Genomic DNA, 24082 nt, shown 5'->3' on the forward strand with positions numbered 1-24082 from the left:
CTTCCTCCTTAGCTTATTATGCCCTTGGATGAGCATTCATATATGTTTGACGAAGATGCTCTTTTGTTACATGTGTGTAAACTTGTGTAGAAGTTAAATGAGCGTGGCCTAATAACTCCTGCACCGTACGTAAATCTGCGCCATTATTCAATAAATGTGTGGCAAAAGTATGGCGAAGCATATGTGGATATATTTTCGTATGGAGCGAGGCCTTGTCAATCATTTCAGTTAAAATATGACGTACACCTCGAGGAGTAAGTTCCCCACCGCGCATGTTGACAAACAATTGCTGATGACTTGTGTTTTTCATCAATCGTGGACGAGCTTGCTCTATGTAATCCTGCATAGCTAAACTCGCAAATTGCCCGAATGGAATAATACGTTCTTTTCGCCCTTTTCCCATTACCCTAATAATTGAATAATGGAAATCAACATCTTCTACTTGAATAGATGTGAGCTCACTTACACGAATACCTGTCGCATATAACAGCTCTAATATAGCCGTATTTCTTAATGATTTCAAATCATCGCCAACATTCGCATCAAATAACTGCTTCAACTCTTCTTCATAGAAAAAACTAGGTAAGCGTGATTCTTTTTTGGGATGATAAAGTGATCGAAATGCCCCATCATCTAATCCGTACTGTCTATTTAGAAAGCGATAGAAGGAGCGTATTGAGGAGATTTTCCTTGATACCGATGATCTTGCTCTCTTTTCATCGTACAACTTCGTCACATAAAGACGTGCATGTATATACTCAACACTAGCTAAATCATTTACGCCCTCCGCCTGCAAAAACGCTAAAAAATCTAGTAGATCCGATTCATACTCTCGCACTGTATGAACAGAGAAGTTTTTTTCAATTTGGATATAAAGCATAAACTGCTCAAGTGCATCTTGGGACGAAACTAACATTAAAAGATTCACCACCAATGGATTTATTGATAATCTTCTCAAATTATGGGTCATCACCATAACGTGGGGTTGATTTCCGTTCCGGCTGGGCGCTTTGTTGCTGTCGCTTCGCTTTCGCTACAGAAAACATTTGTTGCTGTCGCTTCGCTTTCGCACAGATAAAACATTTGTTGCTGTCGCTTTGCTTTCGCTACAGAAAACATTTGTTGCTGCCGCTTCGCTTTCGCACAGATAAAACATTTGCCGCTGACGCTTCGCTTTCGCACAGATAAAACATTTGCCGCTGACGCTTCGCTTTCGCGCAGAGCTTCCTGGGGGCGTCCGATGAGCCACTTGGGGCAACAGATGTTTTTTGCGCGAAAGCGTAGTGCTAACGAAGCGTCAGCAGCAAGATGTTGGTCACGAAGGCGTTATCACAGGACGTGATGTTTTTAGCCTTCGTTCCTCTATCGCTGATCCCCAAGGAGTCGCCCAGCCTCCACTCCAATCAACTTATATACATGGCATACGTTTTTTACAAATGCAATTCAACGTTGGCTGATGAGCCTAAAGTGCTTTCACTTGCCATTAAAAGAATGTCAATTTTCGATGATCCTCTTTAGTTTGTCACTTTGGGTATTGTTAATGTAGAAAACATACATATTGACACTATACCTATCTTCATCATATAGCAAGTGGAAATGTTTATATTTTGAGAAAATCTCCATACAAAATAATAAAATTCGTGTAAATTAGCATTTTGCCTACAAAAAAGAAAAAGCCTCTAAGAGTATATCAACTTTTAGAGGCTTTTTGCAATCAAATTGTTTGTGAATTCACAAAATTACGAATTGTGCTTATTGCACGTGTAGCATGCATCTCTGCACGCTCTGGTTTTGAACGACGTCCTGGTGGTAGTTCAGGGAAAATTCCAAAGTTGACGTTCATTGGCTGGAAGTTTTTAGATTGTGCTTCTGTTATATAACGCGCCATACTTCCTAACGCCGTTTCGAATGGGAAGATAAGTTGTTCTTGCCCTAATGCTAATCGAGCTGCATTTATACCAGCAATTAATCCACTACCAGCAGATTCAACATATCCCTCGACACCTGTCATTTGGCCAGCAAAGAAAATATTTTTTCGCTCGCGAAGCTGATAAGTTTTCTCTAGAACCTTTGGTGAATTAATGAATGTATTTCTATGCATAACTCCATAACGAACGATTTCAACATTCTCTAATCCCGGAATTAATTGCAATACTTCTTTCTGTGGTCCCCATTTTAAATGTGTTTGGAAGCCAACTATATTGTAAAGAGTTCCTGCTGCATCATCCTGACGTAATTGAACAACAGCATAAGGTCGTTTCCCTGTTTTTGGATCTTCTAGACCTACTGGCTTCATTGGTCCAAATAACATTGTTTTCTCCCCGCGAGCAGCCATTACTTCGATTGGCATACAGCCTTCAAAGTAAATTTCCTTTTCAAATTCTTTTAATGGCACAACCTCTGCTTCGATTAACGCTTGACGGAAACGATCAAATTCTTCCTTTGTCATAGGACAGTTTAAATAAGCTGCTTCCCCTTTATCATAACGAGATTTTAAATAAACTTTCTCCATATCAATGCTGTCTTTTTCAATAATTGGTGCTGCTGCATCATAGAAATATAAATAATCTAAACCTGTTAAGCTCTGAATTTTTTCAGCTAAAGCTTTCGATGTTAGTGGTCCTGTAGCGATCACAGTAATGCCTTCTGGAATTTCCGTGACTTCTTCATGAATTACTTCGACAAGAGGATGATTTTTCACCGAGTCTGTCACATAGCCCGCAAATTCATGACGATCCACTGCTAAGGCACCGCCTGCTGGTACTGAACATGCATCTGCTGCCTTCATAATAACAGAATCTAAAATACGCATCTCTTCTTTAATCACACCTACGGCATTTGTTAATCCATTTGCACGTAGTGAGTTTGAACAAACAAGCTCTGCAAATTTATCAGTATGGTGAGCTGGTGTTTGCTTTACTGGACGCATTTCATAAAGTCTAACTTTCACACCACGTTGAGCAATTTGCCAAGCAGCCTCACTGCCCGCAAGACCTGCGCCTATTACATTTACTACTTGTTCAGTCATGTTCTTACCATCTTTCTATCATTGAGTAGGTGTCTCTTCATAGTCACATTTCGTACACTGAATTTGCACACCTTTTTTAATTTTTTTCTCTACCAATAATGCACTACATTTCGGACATGGTCTACTAATTGGCTTATCCCAAGAAACAAATTCACACTCAGGGTACTGATTGCAGCCATAGAATAAACGCTTTGTTTTACTCTTTCGTTCTACAATTTCGCCTGTTTCACAGGATGGGCATTTTACGCCAATAGGTTTCATAATAGCTTTTGTATTGCGGCAATCTGGGAAGTTTGAACAAGCCATAAATTTCCCATATCGTCCAAGCTTAAAGACCATTGGAGATCCACAAAGCTCACAATCCTCGCCGGCCGGTTCATCTTTTATAACAACCTTTTCCATAGCCTCATCTGCATGCTTTACATGGACCTCAAAATCCTTATAAAACTCACGGACAATTTCTTTCCACTGACGACTACCTTCTTCAATATCATCCAAATCTTGCTCCATTTGTGCTGTGAATTCGATATTTATTTCATCAGGGAAAAACTCTAATACGAGTTGGTGCACGATTTCTCCCAGCTCAGTCGGCATAAATCGTTTTGCATCTAATACGACATAGCCACGGCGCTGAATTGTATCGAGGGTCGGTGCATATGTGGACGGGCGCCCTATACCTAACTCTTCCATTGTCTTTACAAGACGCGCCTCTGAATAGCGTGGTGGTGGCTGTGTAAAATGTTGCTTTGGCTCAATTTCAAGAGATTTTACTTGATCGCCAACTTCCATTTCAGGTAGAAGCTTTGTTGTTTCTTCAGTTTGATCATCCGTACCCTCAATATATAACTTCATAAAGCCAGCAAATTTAACTTGTGAGCCGTTTGCACGGAATAAAACATCCCCATTTTGTAAATCAACAGCAACTGTATCAAGTACAGCCGGCGCCATCTGACTAGCGATAAAGCGCTCCCAAATTAAACGATATAAGCGCAATTGGTCGCGACTAAGCACTGCTTTTAATTCATCTGGAGTTCGTATCGTACTAGTTGGACGAATGGCCTCATGGGCATCTTGTGCATTGGATGCTTTTTTAGCCTGCTTCGATTCTGTGGAGATGAATTCTTTGCCGTATTTAGATTCAATGTAGGCAATTGCCTCTGTTTTTGCTGTATCCGAAATACGTGTTGAGTCGGTACGCATATAAGTGATTAAACCGACTGTTCCCTCTTTTTTACCAACATCGATACCTTCATATAATTGTTGCGCAAGCATCATCGTTTTCTTAGCACGGAAATTCAACTTACGTGCGGCCTCTTGCTGTAAAGAAGATGTTGTAAAAGCAGGTGCTGCATTTCGTTTACGTTCTTTTTTAGATACATTGACAACTTCAAAACTTGTACCTTTAACATTTTTTAAAATAGATTTTACTTGTTCTTCATTTGTTAATTTAATTTTTTCTTTGCCATTACCATAATAAAGCGCATCGAACGTTTTCTTACCTTTTTCAAAAGAACCTTCAATTGTCCAATATTCTTCCGGTTGGAAGTTTTTAATTTCATTTTCACGATCAATAATCATGCGTAGTGCTACAGATTGAACTCGTCCTGCTGATAATCCTTTTTTAACTTTTTTCCAAAGAATCGGGCTAATGTTATAACCAACAAGTCTGTCCAATATACGACGTGTTTGCTGTGCATCTACTAAATCCATATTAATAGGACGTGGATTTTTAAAAGATTCTACAATCGCATCTTTTGTAATTTCATTAAAAACGACACGACAATCTGAATGAATATCAATATTTAACGCAGTCGCAAGGTGCCAAGCAATCGCTTCTCCCTCGCGGTCTGGATCGGCCGCTAGAAAGACTTTCTTCACTTTTTTAGCTGCTGACTTTAAGTCCTGTAAAACAGGACCTTTACCACGAATAGTAATATATTTAGGTTCAAAATCATTTTCAGGACCAACACCCATTTGGCTACGTGGTAGATCACGAACATGCCCGATTGACGCTTTCACTTTATATTTTTTCCCTAAATATCGTTCAATTGTTTTTGCTTTTGCTGGTGATTCTACAATCACTAAATAATCCGCCATCTATGTCTCCCCCTTAGAGAGGTCTATTGCTAATTTTTTAAGTTACCTGTTGCAAAATGTATAACAGATTTTAAGATAATGCAACTTTTTTTCAATTTTTGTTAGAAAAGAGAGTAAGTGTTTCAACGATTTCGTGACCATTGCACACCGGAATAGCTCCTTCTAATAGTAGTTTATTTGTGCCTTTTGATTGCTCCGCATTAATTGGACCCGGCACAACAAATACATCTTTTCCTTGCTCTAATGCATAATCTGTTGTAATAAGCGTTCCACTTCTTAATGCTGCTTCGGTTACAACTAAAGCTTTGGACAATCCGCTAATTATTCGATTACGCATTGGAAAATGCCATTTCTCAGGCTTCATATACGGAGGATACTCCGTGACAAGTAACTGATGCTCCGCCATATGCTCAGCGAGAGGCTGGTTTTCCATAGGGTATAAATAATTAAACCCGTGACCAAGCACTGCAATTGTGGAACCACCAACCTTTATGGTTGTCTCATGAGCGATCGTATCTGCCCCTCTTGCAAGCCCGCTTACGACAGTATATCCGTGTTCAACAAGTGGTGGGACGATTAGATCCATCGCAATCTTTGTATAAGTTGTAGCCTTTCTAGAGCCTATAATGGCTACTTGTTTTTCGTCCGTTAATAGAGAATACCGACCTTTCACATACAATACAGTAGGTGGACTTGATATTTCAAATAATTGCGCCGGGTAAAAAGGATGATGAAAAGGAATAGGGGAAATATTGGCCCGTTCATAAGCTTCCCTAAAAGGGAATGTCATAATTTGTCGAAAGCTCCGGGATATTTCCAATGCTCTTTGAGATGGTAGTTGCAGTGCTTTTGCAATCTCGTAAGGGGGCGCGTCTTCAAAATAACTTAGTATATCCACCGGGGACAGTAATTGCTGAAGTTTTTGAAGTGGTAATGGGTATATATAATGTAAAGCTAGTAATCTCTGTGTATCGACTGAAAAAATCATTTAAAAACCTCCTTTTAAATAGAAGAAATTAAATGACCGCATCTTTAATGACACAGCTTTTTTAGGAAAGGTTCTTAAAAGTAAGTAGGAAGTGGGAAGTTCTTGAACACAATTCCGTTAGAAGCATATTAAAGCCGTGTCTACATAAAGTAAAAGATGTAGCCACAGTGTGCTACATCTTCCATTTTAATGGGTTTTACACTTTTCGTATAGCCCTTTTTCTTTGATTACTTTAATAAGTGTGTCACCAATGACAGATGGCGTTTCCGCTACTTCAATACCAGCAGCATTCATTGCCTTAATTTTCTCTGCTGCTGTTCCTTTACCACCTGAGATAATAGCACCAGCGTGACCCATACGTTTTCCTGGAGGTGCTGTTTGTCCACCGATAAAGCCAACGACAGGTTTCGTCATATTTGCTTTAATCCACTCAGCCGCTTCTTCTTCAGCTGTACCCCCAATTTCCCCGATCATTACAACTGCATATGTTTCTGGATCGTTGTTAAACGCTTCCAAAACATCGATAAAGTTTGTACCATTGACAGGGTCTCCACCGATACCTACAGCTGTAGTTTGGCCAATACCAGCTTGTGTTAATTGGTGTACAGCCTCGTATGTTAACGTACCAGAGCGGGAAACAACTCCTACATGCCCTTTTGTATGGATATACCCTGGCATAATACCAATCTTACATTCATCTGCCGTAATAACACCTGGACAGTTTGGACCTACTAGACGTGTCTTTTTACCTTCCATATAACGTTTAACCTTAACCATATCAAGGACAGGAATATGTTCAGTAATACAGATTGTTAATTCTAATTCAGCATCAACTGCCTCTAAAATAGCATCTGCCGCGAATGGAGCAGGTACATAAATAACTGAAGTTGTCGCACCTGTTGCAGCTACAGCTTCCACTACAGTGTTAAATACAGGCACTCCTTCGATTTCAAGACCACCTTTACCTGGTGTTACACCAGCTACAATTTTAGTACCATACTCAAGCATTTGCTTCGTATGGAAAAGCGCTGTTTCGCCCGTAATCCCTTGTACAATTACCTTCGTATCTTTATCAATAAATACAGCCATTGTTCTCCCTGCCTTCCTTAGCCTACTAGTCCCACAATTTTTTGTGCACCGTCAGCCATTGAATCCGCTGCAACGATGTTCAAACCAGATGCATTTAAAATTTCTTTTCCAAGTTCTACATTTGTACCTTCTAAACGTACAACTAACGGCACAGCTAGTCCAATTTCTTTGGCAGCTGCTACAACACCCTCAGCGATAATGTCACATTTCATAATTCCGCCAAAAATGTTTACAAAGATGCCTTTTACATGTGAATCAGAAAGGATGATTTTGAAAGCTTCTGTTACTTTTTCTGCCGTAGCGCCGCCACCTACATCTAAGAAGTTAGCGGGGCTTCCGCCATAATAGCTAATTGTGTCCATTGTAGCCATCGCAAGACCAGCTCCATTAACCATACAGCCAATATTGCCATCTAACGAAATATAGCTAAGGTCATATTTTGATGCTTCGATTTCCTTTGGATCTTCTTCATCAAAATCACGTAATTCGACAATATCTTTATGACGATACAACGCATTTGCATCGAAATTAAATTTAGCATCTAACGCCAAAACTTCTCCTTGCCCAGTTATAACAAGTGGATTAATTTCTACAATAGAAGCATCTTTGTCGATAAATGCTTGATATAAGCCTAACATTAATTTAACAGCTTTCCCTACTAGGTTAGCTGGAATATTCATATTGAACGCCATGCGACGTGCCTGGAAACCTGTTAATCCCACAACAGGATCCACAACTTCTTTGAAGATTTTTTCTGGATGTGATTCCGCTACTTCCTCAATATCCATGCCGCCCTCTTCTGATCCCATCACTGTTACACGGGATGTTGCGCGGTCTAATACTAAACTTAAATAGTATTCTTTTTGAATATCAGAACCCTCTTCAATATATAAGCGTTTTATTTCTTTTCCTTCAGGACCTGTTTGATGAGTTACTAAAATTTTGCCTAGTAATTCTTTTGCATATGTACGCACCTCGTCAAGGTTTTTAGCGATTTTTACGCCACCTGCTTTACCGCGTCCACCTGCATGAATTTGCGCCTTGACTACTGTCACATTAGAGCCAAGTTCCTTTGCTACTTTCACTGCTTCATCAGGGGAAAAAGCAACTTTTCCGTTCGGTACAGCTACACCATATTTTCTAAGAATCTCTTTCCCTTGATATTCATGGATATTCATAATACATCCTCCCATCAAACATTTGCATAAAATTGTTTTACTAACATAATCTATTCTAACGAAAGATTCTGATAAAGTCTACACTTTGTCTTTTATTCATTTTTTATCTTTTAATATGACGTTTTCTTCTGTTTAGTGTACTAAAACAGAGTTTTATGAAAATCAGAATTCTTCGTTTTTTCTGTATTTTTGCGCATATTGTTGATCTAATCGATATATAAATGCAAATACCTCAGCGACAGCTTCGTACAATTCTTCTGGAATTGACTCATTTAAATCTAATTGTCCAAGTAATTGAACAAGGTTAGGATCCTCATAAACCGGGACATCGTGCTCGTTCGCGCGTGCTAATATATTTTCCGCTATTTTCCCTTTTCCTTTTGCTACGACTGTTGGACTATCAAAACGTCCTAACTTATACGTGAGAGCGATAGCCTCTTTTCGAGTAAATTTTTCTTCACTCATATGCGAAAATCCACCCCACTATGTTCCTCCTGCTGTTCTACTACAGGGGTTATTTCAGGTTGGGCTTTTTCAAATTGTTTAATAAAAACGCCTGAAAGTTGATACTCTTTTTCAGCTAGTCCTTTTTTTAATGCTGCTTTTAGTGGTTCTGCAAGCGGAATAATATCATTATTTTCATTAAATACTGTCACAGAAACTACACGATTTTGAACCTGCATATCAATAACCGTCTCTTTCATAGATTCCATTTGTAAATAAAATAATATACGCGCATAATTGGCATCAATTTTACCATCTTCCTTCATGCGTCCATTCCACTGTAATGTTGCATCCATTTTCTTGCCGAAGAATTCCAATGGTACTTGCATAATAAGCTGGTGCTGATGGCCATTCTCTCCTGATGCTAGCTGCATGCCGTTCATACGTGCCATTAACATTTCCGCAGCTTCCTTCAGCTGCGGAGTAACATGTGTTTCCTGCAATAATGTATGTAGCTGCGGTTTTAATTGATGGGCAATCTGCTGTAAATCTGCTGACTTATTACTAAGTGTCGCTTCATAGCTAACTCCTAGATTTTTTAATACCGTTTTAAGTGCATGTTCCATTGCTTTACTGTCCATAGAATTTTGTACATGGGCATCTGCCTGCGTAACGATCTGTTGAATCATTGATTGCGGGGATTCAACACTATTTTTCATAAGACTTCGCATGAATGCTTCATTTTGTAGTGGAGTAGTAGCTTCATGCTTTAAAAGCGATAATAAATGGTCCTTTACTGAAAGAGCATTGGCGTCTTGTGTAAATAAACGCTCCGAAGAATTTTCTGCAAACGCTTTTATAAGCTGTTCTTGCATCTGTTTTGCGAAAATCTCTAGCGTTTGTTTAGTTGCTGGTAGCTGATTAAATCGATCGATAAGTTGATTTAATGACTGCTTTTGTTCATTGGTAAGCAAACTTTGATTTGCTGTCCAAGATTTAAGCTGGTCAACAAGATGATTTATATTGTCAGATTTTGTCGTTAAAATGGTTTGAATAACTTCTCCAGCTTGTTGGAACTGATTTGACTGTATAGACTTTATATCGCTAAGACTTGACCAGTTTTGCAAAGTTGCCTGCTGAGGAAGTATCCCTGCCTCTTTTAAGATATTCATGGCTTGAATCTTTTCACTCATAGAAGCAGCATTATTCGTTAATATTTGTATGGACTTGGCAAGTACTAAACTACCTGTTTCTACTTCAAAAGGCTTTGCAATAGCCTGTACTTGTTGCATTAGATTTTGCTTAAGGTTTTCTGGTAAAGCTATATCCTTCGTTAAAAGTTGCGTAAAGTTTTCCATTACGGAAATCATGCCATTCGTTTTTTGTCCACTAATAAGAGCTTGAAAAACATCATTTGTCATCGGCATTTTAAACTCCACCATTTTTTGAATGGCTTGCAGGGCATCCATCTTAGTAACACCCTCTGGTAATGCCTTTAACCACACTTCTGCCTGCATCAGCTGCTCTTTTGAAATCGGTAGCTGCGCTTTCATAAAATGAGCTAGAATTTGCTGCATCTCAGCTGTTTTGGGCAAATTCATTGATTCAAGTAACTGATTAATTTGTTGACTTTGAGAAGCCGTTTGCTCCATAGGGCCGGTAACAACTTTTAGTTCTGTTTGTGGGCTTGTACCAGTTACTTGGAAGAAGTGGGCATCACCTGCTTTTAGCGGCACTTCGAGTTTAGCAATAAATTTCTGCTGACCAACTTGTATTTCTGCCATTTGATCTGGATATAATTGTTTGATTGTTCCTTGAAATACTTGTCCTTGTTTTAAAGTAAGTGGCTGATTAGTTGGGGTTAAAGCAGTTTGTTGCATTTGAATCGGATTAAAAGATGTGGCTGTCATATACATACTCCTTTCATCAACTACTCCTTGGCGTAATTGGCGTCCTTTTTTAACGTGGGGACGATTTCTGCTCCGACTGAACGCTTTCCTAGGGGGGCGCAGGCGTAGCTCAAATCAACTTATCCACATGATATACGTTTTAACAAATGTCATTTCTAATTTTCGCTTGGTGTGCCTGTTAAATGACATCCGCCGGAACATTAACTTATTTCAGCGGATGTTTGTACAATAAATATTTGTAGCTGTCGCTTTGCTTTCGCTATATAAAACATCTGTAGCTGTCGCTCCGCTTTCGCTACATAAAACATTGCTGAAACAAGTTAAAGCATTGACTTTATCGGCTCAAATGATTTGCGATGATGAATAGTTGGACCAAATTCTTCAAGGGCTATTAAATGCTGTTTTGTTCCATATCCTGCATGTTGAGCAAAACCATACATAGGAAATTCCTCGTCCAATTGATCCATATAATCATCTCGAGCCGTTTTTGCCAATATGGATGCAGCTGCAATAGCTAAGCTTTTCGCATCCCCTTTAATTATTGAATCCTGTGGAAAAGAGATTGGTAGCGTCATAGCATCAACTAGCACATAATTAGGTTTAATAGATAATGATTCTACACTTGTCTTCATCGATTGCTTCGTCGCTTCGTAAATATTTAATTCATCAATTTGTTGTGCTGATTGGAAATGGATAAAATAACATAATGCATGCTCTTTTACTAAAGCAGCATACGCATTGCGTTTATCTTTTGATAATTGCTTTGAATCATTTAATCCGACTAGAGCCTCACAGTTTACAGGTAAAATAACAGCAGCAGTTACTACTGGTCCAGCTAACGGTCCACGCCCTGCTTCATCTACCCCTGCAATTAAGGTATTTTCTCCTCCGTAGCTTCGATCGAAATCAATTTTCGCTTGATGTTCCTTCAATATCTGTTCCTTTTTCTCTTGACGCTTTTGCCAGCTTTGCCAAGCCTTTTGCACGCCTGCACGTTCATCGGCTGCTACCCCCGTCATCCAGTCCTGCCATTCCTCCGCTTCCTTCAATGCTGTAGTAATTTCTTTAATCGTTTTCATATATATACTCCCTTTTTGTCTACATCAACAGTTTAAAACATTTTGCGCTGATTGTTATCGAACATTCTACTAATATCAGCCATTTTTTCACTAGAAGGTAGTGGATTCTCTCAAAGTATGGATCATCACCATAACGTGTGGTTGATTTCCGTTCCGGCTGGGCGCTTTATTGCTGCCGCTTCGCTTTCGCACAGATAAAACATTTGCCGCTGACGCTTCGCTTTCGCGCAGAGCAAAGCTTCCTGGGGGCGTCCGATGAGCCGCTTCACTCGCGCTGCTCGCTGCAGGGTCTCATCTGTGACGCTGATCCCCAAGGAATCGCCCAGCCTCCACTCCAATCAACTTATATATAGCATATGTTTTAATAAAAGACATCCTCAACTTTTGGTGATAAACCAAAAATATGTATTCCCTTTTTTCTATATCAATAATAATATAATTTCTTTTTCTCGCTCTATATCATTTATCGGCAAAAAGAAGTATTCCTAAAAGAAAAACTGTCACGCTCACGATTTAAGGCGTGAGTATGACAGTTTTACGTTCGTTATCCCGCATTAACGGGCAGTAATTTATTTGTATCGAAAGCAAAGATTTTAGGTGAGGGATTCACTGCTCGTAAATGCCCAATTGGTGAAGACTAATAATCAGTGGAGATGAAAAACGCCACTAATTAAAGTTTCGTATTATTACTGCTCTGTTTCTTTTTCAAGTTGTTCGGCAACAAAGTCAAATGTTAGTTTGCCTAATTGTAACCCACGAATATCGCGAACGATTAGTTGAGCTACTTGATCATAATCGATTTCTCCTCCAGGACCGAAAACACGACGAAGTTTACCGATATGATCGAAGGTATCCACTAAATCTTCATGGATAAACTGGAAGCCATAGCGTTCTTCCATTCGTGCCGGATAATGAACGGATAAAAAGCGTAGACCATATACAGCTAAATCCTCCATATTCGTTATTGTATCCTTTATAGCACCTGTTAAGGCTAATTTAAAGCCTACTTCTTGATCTTCGAATTTCGGCCATAAAATACCTGGTGTATCGAGTAATTCTAGCTCCTTGCCTACCTTTATCCATTGTTGAGCCTTAGTTACCCCTGGAGTATTCCCCGTTTTTGCTATATTTTTCTTTGCTAGACGATTAATGAGCGTCGATTTCCCTACGTTTGGAATTCCAACAATCATTGCACGAATAGCTCTTGGCTTCATCCCACGTGACTTCATACGGTCAAATTTTTCTTTTAATATTTCTTGAGCAGCCTTTGTAACCTGCTGTAATCCTTTGCCTTCAAGGGAATTGATTGCTACTGCTTTATGGCCACGTTGTGCAAAATATTCAACCCATTTACGTGTTTCGTGCTCATCTGCCATATCTTGTTTATTTAAGATAAGGAGACGCGGTTTTTGATTAATCACTTCGTCTATCATCGGATTTCGGGAAGATAGCGGTAAACGTGCATCTATTAATTCAAATATAATATCAACTAGCTTTAATTTTTCTGTTACTTCTCTACGGGCCTTTGCCATATGCCCCGGAAACCATTGTATAGTCATATCTATACCTCCTAAACTAAAAGAAAAAGGGAGTGTTTAGCCCTCCCTTTCAAGAATTACTTTACAATTTTAATATCACTGAACGGCCAGAAAATCAGACTTGTATTACCAATAATCTCTTTCTGATCGACGACTCCAATAATACGACTGTCCTTACTGTATCGACGATTATCTCCCATAACGAAAACATAGCCTTCTGGAATTACATTATCTTTTAGGTTTACATCAATGTCTTTTAATGTAAAATCCTCGGTTAAAGTACCTTCTGTAATTTTTGATTTGTAAGCATCTAAATAAGGCTCATCTATCGGTTCACCGTTAATGTATAATTGGTCATTTTTATATTCCAATGTCTCTCCCGGAAGCCCAATAACACGTTTAATATAGTTTTTCTTCTCAGGAGCATGGAATACAACAATATCAAAGCGTTTTGGTTCACCTATTTTATAACCAATTTTATTCACAATCATACGGTCGCCATCTTCAAGGGTTGGCATCATGGATTGGCCATCTACTGCAATGGGTGTAAATAAAAAATAACGAATAATCGCTGCAATCGCAAATGCAATTAGAAGTGCCTTTGTCCATTCCCATAATTCATTCTTTTCCTTTATCTGTTTCTCCATCGAGATTTGCCCCCTTGTCTATCCTCATTTTAGTTGATAGCTATTTAAGATGACAAGCAAAAAGAAAAGGGGCTTGTTACACAAGCCCCTCACTTTTAAGTCATAATTATCGAATTTCTTTAATACGAGCAGCTTTACCACGTAGGTTACGTAGGTAGTAAAGTTTAGCACGACGTACTTTACCACGACGTACAACTTCTAAGTTAGCGATTTTTGGTGTGTGTACAGGGAATGTACGTTCAACACCTACACCGTAAGAAATTTTACGAACTGTGAAAGTTTCGCTAATACCGCCACCACGACGTTTAATTACTACACCTTCGTATACTTGGACACGTTCACGAGTACCCTCTACTACTTTCACGTGTACCTTAACAGTATCACCAGGACGGAAAGTTGGTAGATCAGTGCGAAGCTGAGCTTTTGTAATCTCTGTAATAATGTTTGACATTGTTTTTCTCTCCTTAGACAGATGCTCTTGCACGCAATCTATGCCACAGCGGAACACCGTAATTCAGTACTTCACATAGAAGTACAGATTAGATGTTATCATAAATATAGATAGCAATCAAGCATCTTTATCGTTGTTTTTAAGTTTTTCTAAATACAATTTTTGCTTGTCTGTTAATGGATAATTCTCGAGTAAATCAGGACGACGCTCGAATGTTCTTTTCAAAGATTCTTCCGTACGCCATTGCTCAATCTTTGCGTGATTGCCCGATAGTAAAACATCAGGTACTTTCATTCCGCGAAATTCAGCAGGGCGTGTATAATGTGGGTGCTCTAGAAGACCCGTTGAGAACGAATCTTGTATGTGGGAATCCTCTTGTCCTAAAACCCCCGGCAGAAGTCGTACAACGCTATCTATAACCGTCATAGCCCCTAGCTCGCCACCAGTTAATACGAAATCTCCAATTGAAATCTCGTCTGTGACAAGATGCTGACGAATGCGTTCATCATAACCTTCATAATGCCCACATAAAAATACTAGTTCTTTTTCTTGCGCTAGCTCTTCTGCCTTTTTTTGAGTAAAGCGTTCACCTTGCGGACACATCAAAATGATACGAGGATTTTTCCCTTCTGTAATAGCCTCTACAGCGCTAAACATCGGCTCTGGTTTTAATACCATTCCCGCACCACCACCATACGGATAATCGTCTACTTGATTATGCTTGTTACCTGAAAATCCACGGAGATCAGTTACTTCCAGATTTACAGCACCTTTTTCCTGTGCTTTCTTTAATATGGATGCTCCAAAAACACCTGTAAACATATCCGGAAATAAACTTAACACATGAATATTCATCATAGAAGACCTTCCATTACATGTATCACTATTTTCTTCTCATTAACATCAATTTCCTTGACGATATCCTCGATATATGGGATGTAATGCTCTTTTTTAGTGCCCTTGACTACCCATACATCGTTAGCGCCTGTTTGAAGAATGTCAGTCACTGCCCCGATTGTTTCGCCTTCTTCAGATACAATTGTACAGCCAATTATTTCGTGGAAGAAATATTCATTTTCCTTTAATAAATCATCTGTCATTTGATCTTTCGTAATTTTGAGCATTCCTTCTTTGAAAGGCTCAACCAAGTTGATGTTATTCATTCCCTCAAAGGTTAACAAAATAAAGTTTTTATGACGACGCATTGATTCAATTGTTACCCACGTTGGCTTTTTATCGTCTTTTTTAAACGCCGCAAGCTTTATTCCTACTGCGAAGCGCTCTTCCTCAAAATCTGTTGTTGATAACACACGCACCTCACCGCGAATACCGTGTGTATTGACAATACGACCTACATTAAACCATTCCATTCAAATCTCACCTCATATCAATTTCGCCTTGGCGGAATTGCGTCCGGATTTTGAATTGTGCCTGCACAATTCATTCCTTTAAAAATCCGTGACATCCGCCGGAGGCTTTAGGCCAACGTGATGTTGGTCACTCAGTCGTCGCCACAGGACGTGGCGTTCTTAGACTGAGTTCCTTTATATCAGCGGGTGTTTGACACCCACTGAAAAGGAATCACATCCTCATTCATCTCACCACCTAAGAGATGGGAGTCTTATGCTGAATGAAGATAAAAATGCTAAACATGCTCATCCCCGTCAAGCTCCTTGCTAATCAGATCAAAAAGCAACCTTCTCTCACGTTTCACCTACAAAAGCAGTTTAACTTTTGGTGGACGGTGTTATAGCTTAGACGTTGACCAGTCTTCCTCAATGTCATTATGTTCAATTATCTCTCAATGTAACTACGATAATAAAAAAAGGAAGGAACCGGCAAGCTCCTTCCTTTCAAGTCCAGATTTTACGCTTTACCTCAAGGCCACTTCGAATTCCTAAGCGCATGTAAACATACCTGTCAGGACTCTCCAGTGCTTGTTGCATGTAAAAGAGCGTGAAAATCTTTTCTTTCAATCCAATATATCGACGTAGGTCTTTTTTTGATGGTGACTACCCGCCGCTGAATAAACAATTGTACGAATCGCTTTCGCTACTCGCCCTTGCTTGCCTATGACTTTCCCTCGATCCTCTGGATGAACAAAAAGTTTATAAACAATTCGATTTGCATTTTCATCCGTCTCTATACGAACTTCTTCTGGATAATCGACTAACGGTAAAACGATTGCTTCAATCAGCTGCTTCAAAGACCTCGCCCCCGATTATTTACTGAATTTTTGGTTATGGTATTTTTCCATGATACCTTGTTCTGAGAACAAGTTACGCACTGTATCTGATGGTTTTGCACCGTCAGTTAACCATTTAAGAGCTTTCTCTTCATCAATGTTTACAGTAGCTGGTTTAGTTAGTGGGTTGTAAGTACCAACTGTTTCGATTGAACGACCGTCACGTGGTGAACGAGCGTCTGCAACTACGATACGATAGAAAGGAGATTTTTTAGCTCCCATACGTTTTAAGCGAATTTTAACTGCCATTTTAATAGCACCTCCGAATAAGTTTCACACAAGATAGTATATTATCAATGTTTAGGTTGTTTGTAAAGTGTTTTTTCTTAACACCTATAAAATATTATTTAAACAATGAATCGAAGCCTGGTAGTTTCATCTTTTTCTTTCCTTTGCCACTCGCCATGCCTGTCATTTGCTTCATCATTTTTTTCATTTCTTCAAATTGCTTCAATAGACGATTTACCTCTTGAATTGATGTCCCAGAACCCTTCGCTATACGCTTTTTACGGCTACCGTTAATAATTTCTGGATTCGTCTTTTCAGCAGGTGTCATCGAATAAATAATCGCTTCTACACGTCCCATTTGCTTATCATCAACTTTAACATTGTCTAAGCCTTTGATTTTCCCAGCACCTGGTAACATTTTTAAAATTTCGTCAATTGGTCCCATTTTCTTTACTTGCTGCAATTGTTCAACAAAATCATCGAACGTAAAAGACTGAGTTTTAAATTTTTCCTCTAGTTCTTTAGCCTTTGCTTCGTCAACATTTGCCTGAGCTTTTTCAATAAGCGATAGAACGTCACCCATTCCTAATATACGAGATGCCATTCGCTCTGGATGGAATGGTTCAAGCGCATCCATCTTCTCACCCATACCGACAAACTTAATGGGCTTCTGTGTAACGGAACGAATTGATAGCGCCGCACCACCACGTGTATCACCATCTAGCTTTGTTAAAACAACTCCTGTAATACCGACCGCTTCATTAAAGCTTTCTGCCACGTTTACAGCATCCTGACCTGTCATAGCATCTACAACTAGGAATACTTCATCCGGCTCTTTTAACGCACGAATATCTTTTAATTCTTGCATTAAATCTTCATCGATATGCAAGCGACCAGCTGTATCGATAATAACGACATCATGATGTTCTTCTTTTGCCAATTCAATTGCCTGACGTGCAATTTCTACTGGTGATACATCGGTTCCTAATGCAAACACAGGTAGGGATAACTGCTTTCCTAATGTTTGTAACTGCTGAACAGCCGCTGGACGATAAACGTCTGCAGCAACTAGTAATGGCTTACGATTATATTTTTTACGTAACACATTTGCCAATTTACCTGTAGTTGTCGTTTTACCTGCACCTTGTAAGCCGACCATCATAATAACAGTTGGTGGCTTTGTATTAAATTTAATTGGGCTTTGCTCGCCACCCATTAATTCTGTTAATTCTTCTTGTACGATTTTAATAACTTGCTGACCTGGTGTTAAGCTTTGCATAACATCTACACCGACAGCACGTTCACTGACCTTTTTAACGAATTCTTTGACTACTTTTAAGTTAACATCCGCCTCGATTAAAGCAAATCGGACTTCGCGCATCATTTCTTTAACGTCTTGTTCCGATACTTTACCTTTACCTTTAATCTTTTGGATCGTTCCTTGGAGTCGTTCCGCTAATCCTTCAAAAGCCATTGCTTTCGCCTCCTAATCCCATTCTTTCAACTGTTCTATAAGCGTTAGCTGCTCTTCAATTGTCATACTTTGTTCTGTAATCCCTGTTGTTAGCTGCGCAAGCATTTGTGTACGTTGTTGAAATTTTTCAAGTAAACATAGTTTTTCTTCATATTCTTCAAGCATCGCTTCTGTTCGACGAATATTATCATAAACAGCTTGGCGCGAAACCCCATACGATTCAGCGATTTCTCCAAGTGAGTGATCATCTAAATAATAGAGCTCCATATAACTTCGTTGCTTATCTGTTAATAATGCTTGATAAAAGTCGAAGAGAAAGTTCATGCGTGTTGTTTTTTCAAGTAGCATCGAATGTTTCTCCTCCCGTTATTAGTCATTTGTATCATAACGAAAAGCGCCCGTCTGTGTCAAGGTAATCTCCTTGTCTAAAAGCTTTAATTAACTGCTTTTTAGGCGTTTTTCACCTATAGCTAGTATTTCCCTTTTAAACAATGCGATTCACCTGCACAGACGAGCGCAATTACAAATTTACTTACTTAAATGTTAATCCTCGGATCATCACCAAGCGTGTGGTTGATTTCCATTCCGACTGGGCGCTTTGTTGTTGCTGTCGCTACGCTTTCGCACAGATAAAACAATTGCTGACGCTTCGCTTTCGCACAGAGCAAAGCTTCCTTGGGGCGTCCGATGAGCCGCTCGGGCCAACACGATGTTGGTCACGAAGGCGTTATCGCAGGACGTGATGTTCTTAGCCTTCGTTCCTCTATCGCTAATCCCCAAGGAGTCGCCCAGCCTCCACTCCAATCAACTTATTTACATAGTATACGTTTTAACAAAAGTCATCCACATCGGTGATGAACCTAGTCCTCACTATTTTGTAATTCTTTATCTAAACCTTCAGCAAATAAGCCATACACATAACGCTCTGCATCAAATGGTTGTAAATCATCCATTTTTTCACCAAGACCAACAAACTTCACAGGAATGTGTAATTTATTACGAATTGCAAGAACAATACCACCTTTTGCAGTGCCGTCAAGCTTCGTTAAAACGATCCCCGTTACATTTGTAGCTTCCTTAAACGTTTGTGCTTGAACAAGTGCATTTTGACCTGTTGTTGCATCTAATGCTAATAGTACTTCATGCGGAGCATTCGGTACCTCACGTGAGATTACTCGATGAACTTTTTCAAGCTCATTCATTAAGTTTACTTTGTTTTGTAAGCGCCCTGCTGTATCACAAATTAACACATCTGCATTACGGTTTTTCGCTGCACGAATTGCATCATACATAACCGCTGCTGGATCTGAACCTTCCGATTGTTTAATCACTTCACAGCCTACACGATCTCCCCAAACTTGTAATTGATCGATGGCACCAGCACGGAAAGTATCACCTGCTGCTAAAACAACTGTTTTACCTTGTGATTTCAGACGATGCGCAAGTTTACCGATTGTCGTCGTTTTCCCAACACCGTTTACCCCTACGAATAAAATTACCGTAAGCTCACCTTTAGGTTGCATGTTAAGCTCGATTAAATCCTCTTCTCCTTGCTCATAAATTTCCACAAGTTTTTCAGAAATAATCGTTTGAATACCGTCCGTATCTTTTATATTTTTACGCTGAACCTCAAAGCGTAATTTGTCCATTAGCTCCATTACTGTTTCAAAGCCAACGTCTGCCTGTAATAATAAATCTTCTAATTCTTCAAAGAAATCTTCATCCACTTTTCGATAACGAGCAACTAGGTCGTTTACTTTAGAAGTAAATGAATTACGCGTTTTTTCAAGACCAGCCTTGAACTTTTGTGTAATAGACCATGCAGAAGGTTTTTTCTCCTGTACAGGTTCTTCTACTACTGCGACCTCTTGCACCTCTTGTTGCTCTTGATCTTCAATTGCTACAGGAGTCTCTGTTTCAATTGAGGTTTCCGTTACAGAAAGATCCTCGGCTTTTTCCATTTCATCTACAGTTGCTTCAATTTGAGCAGGCTTTGTTGCTTCGTCTTGCTTCTGTTCAGCAGCTTCTTCTTCATTGATTGCTACTACTTTTTCTTCCTCGATGGGATTGCCTGTCAATTTATCTTTTAAACGTTTAAAAAAACTCATGCTTGTTCGCTCCTTTGCTCCGCAAGTACGGGTTCATCTTCCAATTTTACTGATACAAGTTTAGATACGCCAGATTCCTGCATTGTAATACCATACAACACATCCGCTCCCTCCATCGTTCCTTTACGATGTGTGATCACAATAAATTGCGTATTACGGCTAAATTTCTTCAAATATTGACTATATCGAACGACATTTGCCTCATCTAAAGCCGCCTCTACCTCATCGAGAATACAAAATGGTACAGGTCGAATATTTAGGATGGAGAATAATAAAGCGATTGCGGTTAGTGCACGTTCGCCACCTGAAAGCAAGCTTAGATTTTGTAATTTTTTACCTGGGGGTTGTGCTACAATTTCTATACCTGTTTCTAGCAGATTCTGAGGGTCCAATAACACTAAATCCGCCTGTCCTCCACCAAATAATTCACGGAATACGAGTTTAAATTGCTCTCGAATGGCATAGAAGGTTTCACTAAATCGTAGCGTCATTTCTTCGTCCATTTCTTTTATAGCCTCATGTAATGTTTCCTGTGCAGCAAGTAAATCCTCACGCTGCTCTGTTAAAAATGAATGGCGTTCAAGTACGCGATCGTATTCCTCAATGGCGCTCAAATTAACAGGACCTAGCTCTTCTATAGATTTCTTCAGTAATTTCACTCGACGTCGCATATGCTCTTCATCTTCAATTGCAAGGGCTAACTCTTCAGCTTCCTCATATGATAGCTGATAGTTTTCTTCTAGCTGTTCATTGAAATTATTGATTTCAAACTCTACGCGACTTCGCTTCAATTCATTTGCACGTATTGCTTCAAGGTAGCCTTTATGTGTACGTTGCAATTCCTTCAGCTGTTCTTCTAAAGTAGTAAGCTCTTGTTGTTGTGCTACTTTTTCATCTTTTTTCTGTGAAATAGTGTCTTGCAACGAATCTCTTCTCGTTTTCCACGTAGCAACTTGCTCATCCACTTCTTCATCGCTTAAAAGTTTTGTCGATTCATCAGATTGAAGCCAGATTATTTCCTGAGAAATATTTTCGACTTTTTGACGAGCTTTGTTTAATTGTAGAGCTAACTCTGCTGTAGCAATTTGCACTTGTGACATTTGCTCCTGCATTACCGCTAACTGCGAGCGTTTTTCCGCTGACTGCTCACGAAGTAAATCTTTCTCCGATTCACTTTGTAGCTTCACCTTACTTAGTTGCTCCACTGTTTCATTTATCTCTAACAGTTCTGTTGCTAATGCCGTTAAACGCTCCGTAGCCGCTTCCTTTTGAGCTAACAATGCTTCTTCGCGTGTTTTTACATCTTGTGTCTCATTAGAAGCAAAAGATACACGTGCAGACAAGCTTTTCTCACCAACCTCTAGCTCGCGTATACGACTCGCCTGTTGCATTTCATCTTTTCGAAGTTGCTCACCGTCAAGTTTCAATTGTTCTACTTTGTCTCGCAGTGTTGCAAGCTTCTCTTTCTCAACTGAGACAGACTGTTCAGCACTATAAATAGATGCTTCCAACGATTCTAGCTTTACTATTAAACCATCTAATTCCGCTTTTCTTGTAAAGAGTGAAGATTGTTGCTTCATTGCACCACCAGTTAATGAACCACCTGCATTGACGATATCACCTTCAAGTGTTACAACACGATACCTAAACCCACATAAACGAGCAATTTGGCTTGCACCTTCTAAACTTGATGCAACGATAACATTACCAAGGAGGTTCTCGACAATTGTGCGGTTGTTTTCTTCGAACGTTACAAGTGCATCAGCCATTTGGACAAATGCTGGGTGCTCAGTGGCTAGCTGAATCATAGATAGATTGATCTTCCGTGACTTGATAACAGTTTTAGGTAAAAAAGTTGCGCGTCCAGCTCTCTTTTGTTTTAACCAATGAATTGCCTGTTGAGCAAATTGTTCATTGGTTGTCACAATATGTTGAGAGGCTGCTCCTAATGCTGTTTCGATAGCCTGAGAATATTTCCCGTCGACTTGAATTAACTCTGCCACGGCTCCTTCAATCCCAGCTAATTCACCTTTATCACGTGCTAATAATACTTCTTTTACTCCATGGAAGAACCCGGAGAAATCTGCTTCAAGCTCAGCAAGCGTATCTTTTCTAGCTTTCAGTTGCTGCTGATGCTGATAAGCTTTATAAAGCATATCCTGCTTTTCATTAAATGATGCATTGACGTTTTTAAGCTGTATTTGCAATGTTTCATATTGCTCAAGTTTTTCCTGCAATTCTTTAGTTGTTGTGGTATGAGCAACAACTAGCTTCTCTTTTTCAGCTAGAATTTGCGCAAGCTCTTGCCCGATTTCATCAGTTTGGTCTAACATTCGTGTCGCCATCGCTTTTTGCTGCGCTAACTGTTGTTCAATATTTTTCAATTCATTTTTAACTGTTGCTTCTTCATTTAAAGAGTCGATATAGCGGTTTTTTTGTTCTTCAATTTCTTCTTCAATTTCAGAAACTGAGCGATTCAAAGATTGTTCTAATTGCTTAATGCTTTGTTTCAGCGCTGCAACCTCTTGCTGTTTTTCAGTGAACAATTCTTTTTTCTCTTGCTCTTGAGCTATAAGTGCCTCAGCCTCATCTTTTGCTTCCTGTAATGCCGTATTCAATTGAAGTAGTTGATTAGAAGCATTTTGTCGCTTTTCAGCCATTAACGCTTTACGACCATCCCAACGCTCTACCTCCATCGTTGCATTAACAAACTCAGCCTGAGTCGTATCTAGATAATCATCTAACTCTTTTAAAAGCTTACGAATACTTGCAGTTTGCTTTTCTATCGAAGAAATATGATGAGCTTGTTTTTGCTCCGTTTCATATAGCTCCGTATACTCAGCTTTCAGAGCATGCAAAGATTGTGCACAATTTTTTAAATCGTGCACAAGGATAGCAATATCAAAATCCTTTAACTCTGTTGACATTTGCACATAATCTCTTGCACTTGATGCCTGAATTTCTAACGGCTCCAGACGACTGTCTAGCTCATGTAATATATCTAAAACACGATACAAATTTTCATCTGTTTCAACAAGCTTATGCTCTGCCTTTTTCTTTCTTAGTTTATACTTTAATACGCCAGCTGCCTCTTCAAAAATTGAACGACGGTCATCAGGTCGGCTATTTAAAATTTCATCGACACGGCCTTGCGAAATAATGGAAAAGGCCTCTTTCCCAAGTCCTGAGTCCATAAACAAGTCCGTAATATCCTTCAGGCGACACTGCTGGTTATTTAGTAAATATTCACTATCACCTGAACGGTATACGCGTCTTGTTACACTAACTTCTGTATAAGAAAAAGCTAGTTGTTCATCTGTGTTATCTAAAATTAATGTTACCTCTGCAAAGTTTAGTGGCTTTCGTGAGTCACTTCCAGCAAAAATAACATCCTCCATCTTTGCCCCACGTAACGACTTTGCCGATTGCTCCCCAAGTACCCAACGAATAGCATCAATGACATTACTTTTACCACTACCATTTGGTCCGACCACCGCTGTAACACCAGGTACAAAATCAACTCCAATGCGTTCCGCAAAAGATTTAAAGCCAATCACTTCGAGTCGTTTTAGGAACAT

The 24082-nt window shown here is 39.4% G+C and carries 21 protein-coding genes; 1 reads left to right on the forward strand and 20 read right to left on the reverse strand.

The annotated features are described in order from the left end of the window. Positions 1-16: 16 nt before the first annotated feature. Complete coding sequence (xerC, locus tag ACMZ42_RS06455; RefSeq protein ID WP_370075235.1) at positions 17-916, reverse strand: tyrosine recombinase XerC; 900 nt, start codon at positions 914-916, stop codon at positions 17-19. 352 nt (positions 917-1268) lie between these two features. Here xerC and ACMZ42_RS06460 point away from each other — a divergent pair, with 352 nt between their 5' ends. Continuing rightward, positions 1269-1457 (forward strand): hypothetical protein, encoded by a 189-nt coding sequence (locus ACMZ42_RS06460; RefSeq protein WP_370075236.1) that lies wholly within the window; start codon positions 1269-1271, stop codon positions 1455-1457. Between the two features lie 257 nt (positions 1458-1714). Here the strand turns inward: ACMZ42_RS06460 and trmFO are convergent, their stop codons facing one another. The 19 genes from trmFO to smc all read right to left on the reverse strand — a co-directional run bounded on the left by trmFO (position 1715) and on the right by smc (position 24082). Further along, the gene (gene trmFO / locus ACMZ42_RS06465) at positions 1715-3028 is read right to left on the reverse strand and encodes an FADH(2)-oxidizing methylenetetrahydrofolate--tRNA-(uracil(54)-C(5))-methyltransferase TrmFO (protein WP_402868145.1); all 1314 of its coding nucleotides are present in this window, start codon (positions 3026-3028) and stop codon (positions 1715-1717) included. 18 nt (positions 3029-3046) lie between these two features. After that, positions 3047-5125 (reverse strand): type I DNA topoisomerase, encoded by a 2079-nt coding sequence (topA, locus tag ACMZ42_RS06470; protein ID WP_370075238.1) that lies wholly within the window; start codon positions 5123-5125, stop codon positions 3047-3049. A 91-nt stretch (positions 5126-5216) separates the two neighbouring features. Then, complete coding sequence (dprA, locus tag ACMZ42_RS06475; RefSeq protein ID WP_370075239.1) at positions 5217-6113, reverse strand: DNA-processing protein DprA; 897 nt, start codon at positions 6111-6113, stop codon at positions 5217-5219. Positions 6114-6299: 186 nt separating this feature from the next. Beyond that, positions 6300-7202, reverse strand: a complete 903-nt coding sequence (gene sucD / locus ACMZ42_RS06480; protein ID WP_370042877.1) for a succinate--CoA ligase subunit alpha — start codon at positions 7200-7202, stop codon at positions 6300-6302. 17 nt (positions 7203-7219) lie between these two features. Next, positions 7220-8380 carry an ADP-forming succinate--CoA ligase subunit beta gene (sucC, locus tag ACMZ42_RS06485; protein WP_370075241.1) on the reverse strand — a complete coding sequence of 387 codons (1161 nt, stop codon included), beginning with the start codon at positions 8378-8380 and terminating at the stop codon, positions 7220-7222. A 162-nt stretch (positions 8381-8542) separates the two neighbouring features. After that, positions 8543-8845 (reverse strand): EscU/YscU/HrcU family type III secretion system export apparatus switch protein, encoded by a 303-nt coding sequence (locus ACMZ42_RS06490; protein ID WP_370075242.1) that lies wholly within the window; start codon positions 8843-8845, stop codon positions 8543-8545. After that, positions 8842-10734: a hypothetical protein gene (locus ACMZ42_RS06495; RefSeq protein ID WP_415730927.1), complete on the reverse strand. Its 1893-nt coding sequence runs from the start codon at positions 10732-10734 to the stop codon at positions 8842-8844. Before ACMZ42_RS06495 ends, ACMZ42_RS06490 begins: the two co-directional genes overlap by 4 nt. A 320-nt stretch (positions 10735-11054) precedes the next feature. Continuing rightward, on the reverse strand, positions 11055-11813 hold the full coding sequence (locus tag ACMZ42_RS06500) for a ribonuclease HII (protein ID WP_415730928.1): 759 nt from the start codon (positions 11811-11813) through the stop codon (positions 11055-11057). A gap of 686 nt (positions 11814-12499) precedes the next feature. After that, positions 12500-13372: a ribosome biogenesis GTPase YlqF gene (gene ylqF / locus ACMZ42_RS06505; RefSeq protein WP_415730929.1), complete on the reverse strand. Its 873-nt coding sequence runs from the start codon at positions 13370-13372 to the stop codon at positions 12500-12502. A gap of 56 nt (positions 13373-13428) precedes the next feature. Continuing rightward, positions 13429-13998: a signal peptidase I gene (gene lepB / locus ACMZ42_RS06510; protein WP_337991310.1), complete on the reverse strand. Its 570-nt coding sequence runs from the start codon at positions 13996-13998 to the stop codon at positions 13429-13431. A gap of 106 nt (positions 13999-14104) precedes the next feature. Beyond that, complete coding sequence (gene rplS, locus ACMZ42_RS06515) at positions 14105-14449, reverse strand: 50S ribosomal protein L19 (protein ID WP_049668419.1); 345 nt, start codon at positions 14447-14449, stop codon at positions 14105-14107. 117 nt (positions 14450-14566) lie between these two features. Then, positions 14567-15304, reverse strand: a complete 738-nt coding sequence (trmD, locus tag ACMZ42_RS06520; protein WP_370075342.1) for a tRNA (guanosine(37)-N1)-methyltransferase TrmD — start codon at positions 15302-15304, stop codon at positions 14567-14569. Further along, positions 15304-15819: a ribosome maturation factor RimM gene (gene rimM / locus ACMZ42_RS06525; RefSeq protein ID WP_370075248.1), complete on the reverse strand. Its 516-nt coding sequence runs from the start codon at positions 15817-15819 to the stop codon at positions 15304-15306. Before rimM ends, trmD begins: the two co-directional genes overlap by 1 nt. A 602-nt stretch (positions 15820-16421) precedes the next feature. Further along, positions 16422-16655 carry a KH domain-containing protein gene (locus ACMZ42_RS06530; protein ID WP_004269410.1) on the reverse strand — a complete coding sequence of 78 codons (234 nt, stop codon included), beginning with the start codon at positions 16653-16655 and terminating at the stop codon, positions 16422-16424. Between the two features lie 15 nt (positions 16656-16670). Then, the gene (gene rpsP, locus ACMZ42_RS06535) at positions 16671-16943 is read right to left on the reverse strand and encodes a 30S ribosomal protein S16 (protein ID WP_142507488.1); all 273 of its coding nucleotides are present in this window, start codon (positions 16941-16943) and stop codon (positions 16671-16673) included. Between the two features lie 94 nt (positions 16944-17037). Then, positions 17038-18396, reverse strand: coding sequence for a signal recognition particle protein (ffh, locus tag ACMZ42_RS06540; protein WP_370075250.1), 1359 nt, complete (start codon positions 18394-18396; stop codon positions 17038-17040). A gap of 12 nt (positions 18397-18408) precedes the next feature. Then, positions 18409-18744, reverse strand: coding sequence for a putative DNA-binding protein (locus ACMZ42_RS06545; RefSeq protein ID WP_132357463.1), 336 nt, complete (start codon positions 18742-18744; stop codon positions 18409-18411). A 512-nt stretch (positions 18745-19256) separates the two neighbouring features. Further along, positions 19257-20504, reverse strand: coding sequence for a signal recognition particle-docking protein FtsY (ftsY, locus tag ACMZ42_RS06550; protein ID WP_370075252.1), 1248 nt, complete (start codon positions 20502-20504; stop codon positions 19257-19259). Further along, positions 20501-24082 (reverse strand): chromosome segregation protein SMC, encoded by a 3582-nt coding sequence (gene smc / locus ACMZ42_RS06555; protein WP_402868160.1) that lies wholly within the window; start codon positions 24080-24082, stop codon positions 20501-20503. The genes ftsY and smc overlap by 4 nt, the downstream gene beginning before the upstream one ends.

The sequence above is a fragment of the Lysinibacillus sp. NPDC056185 genome (genome assembly GCF_047737915.1).
GTDB lineage: Bacteria > Bacillota > Bacilli > Bacillales_A > Planococcaceae > Lysinibacillus.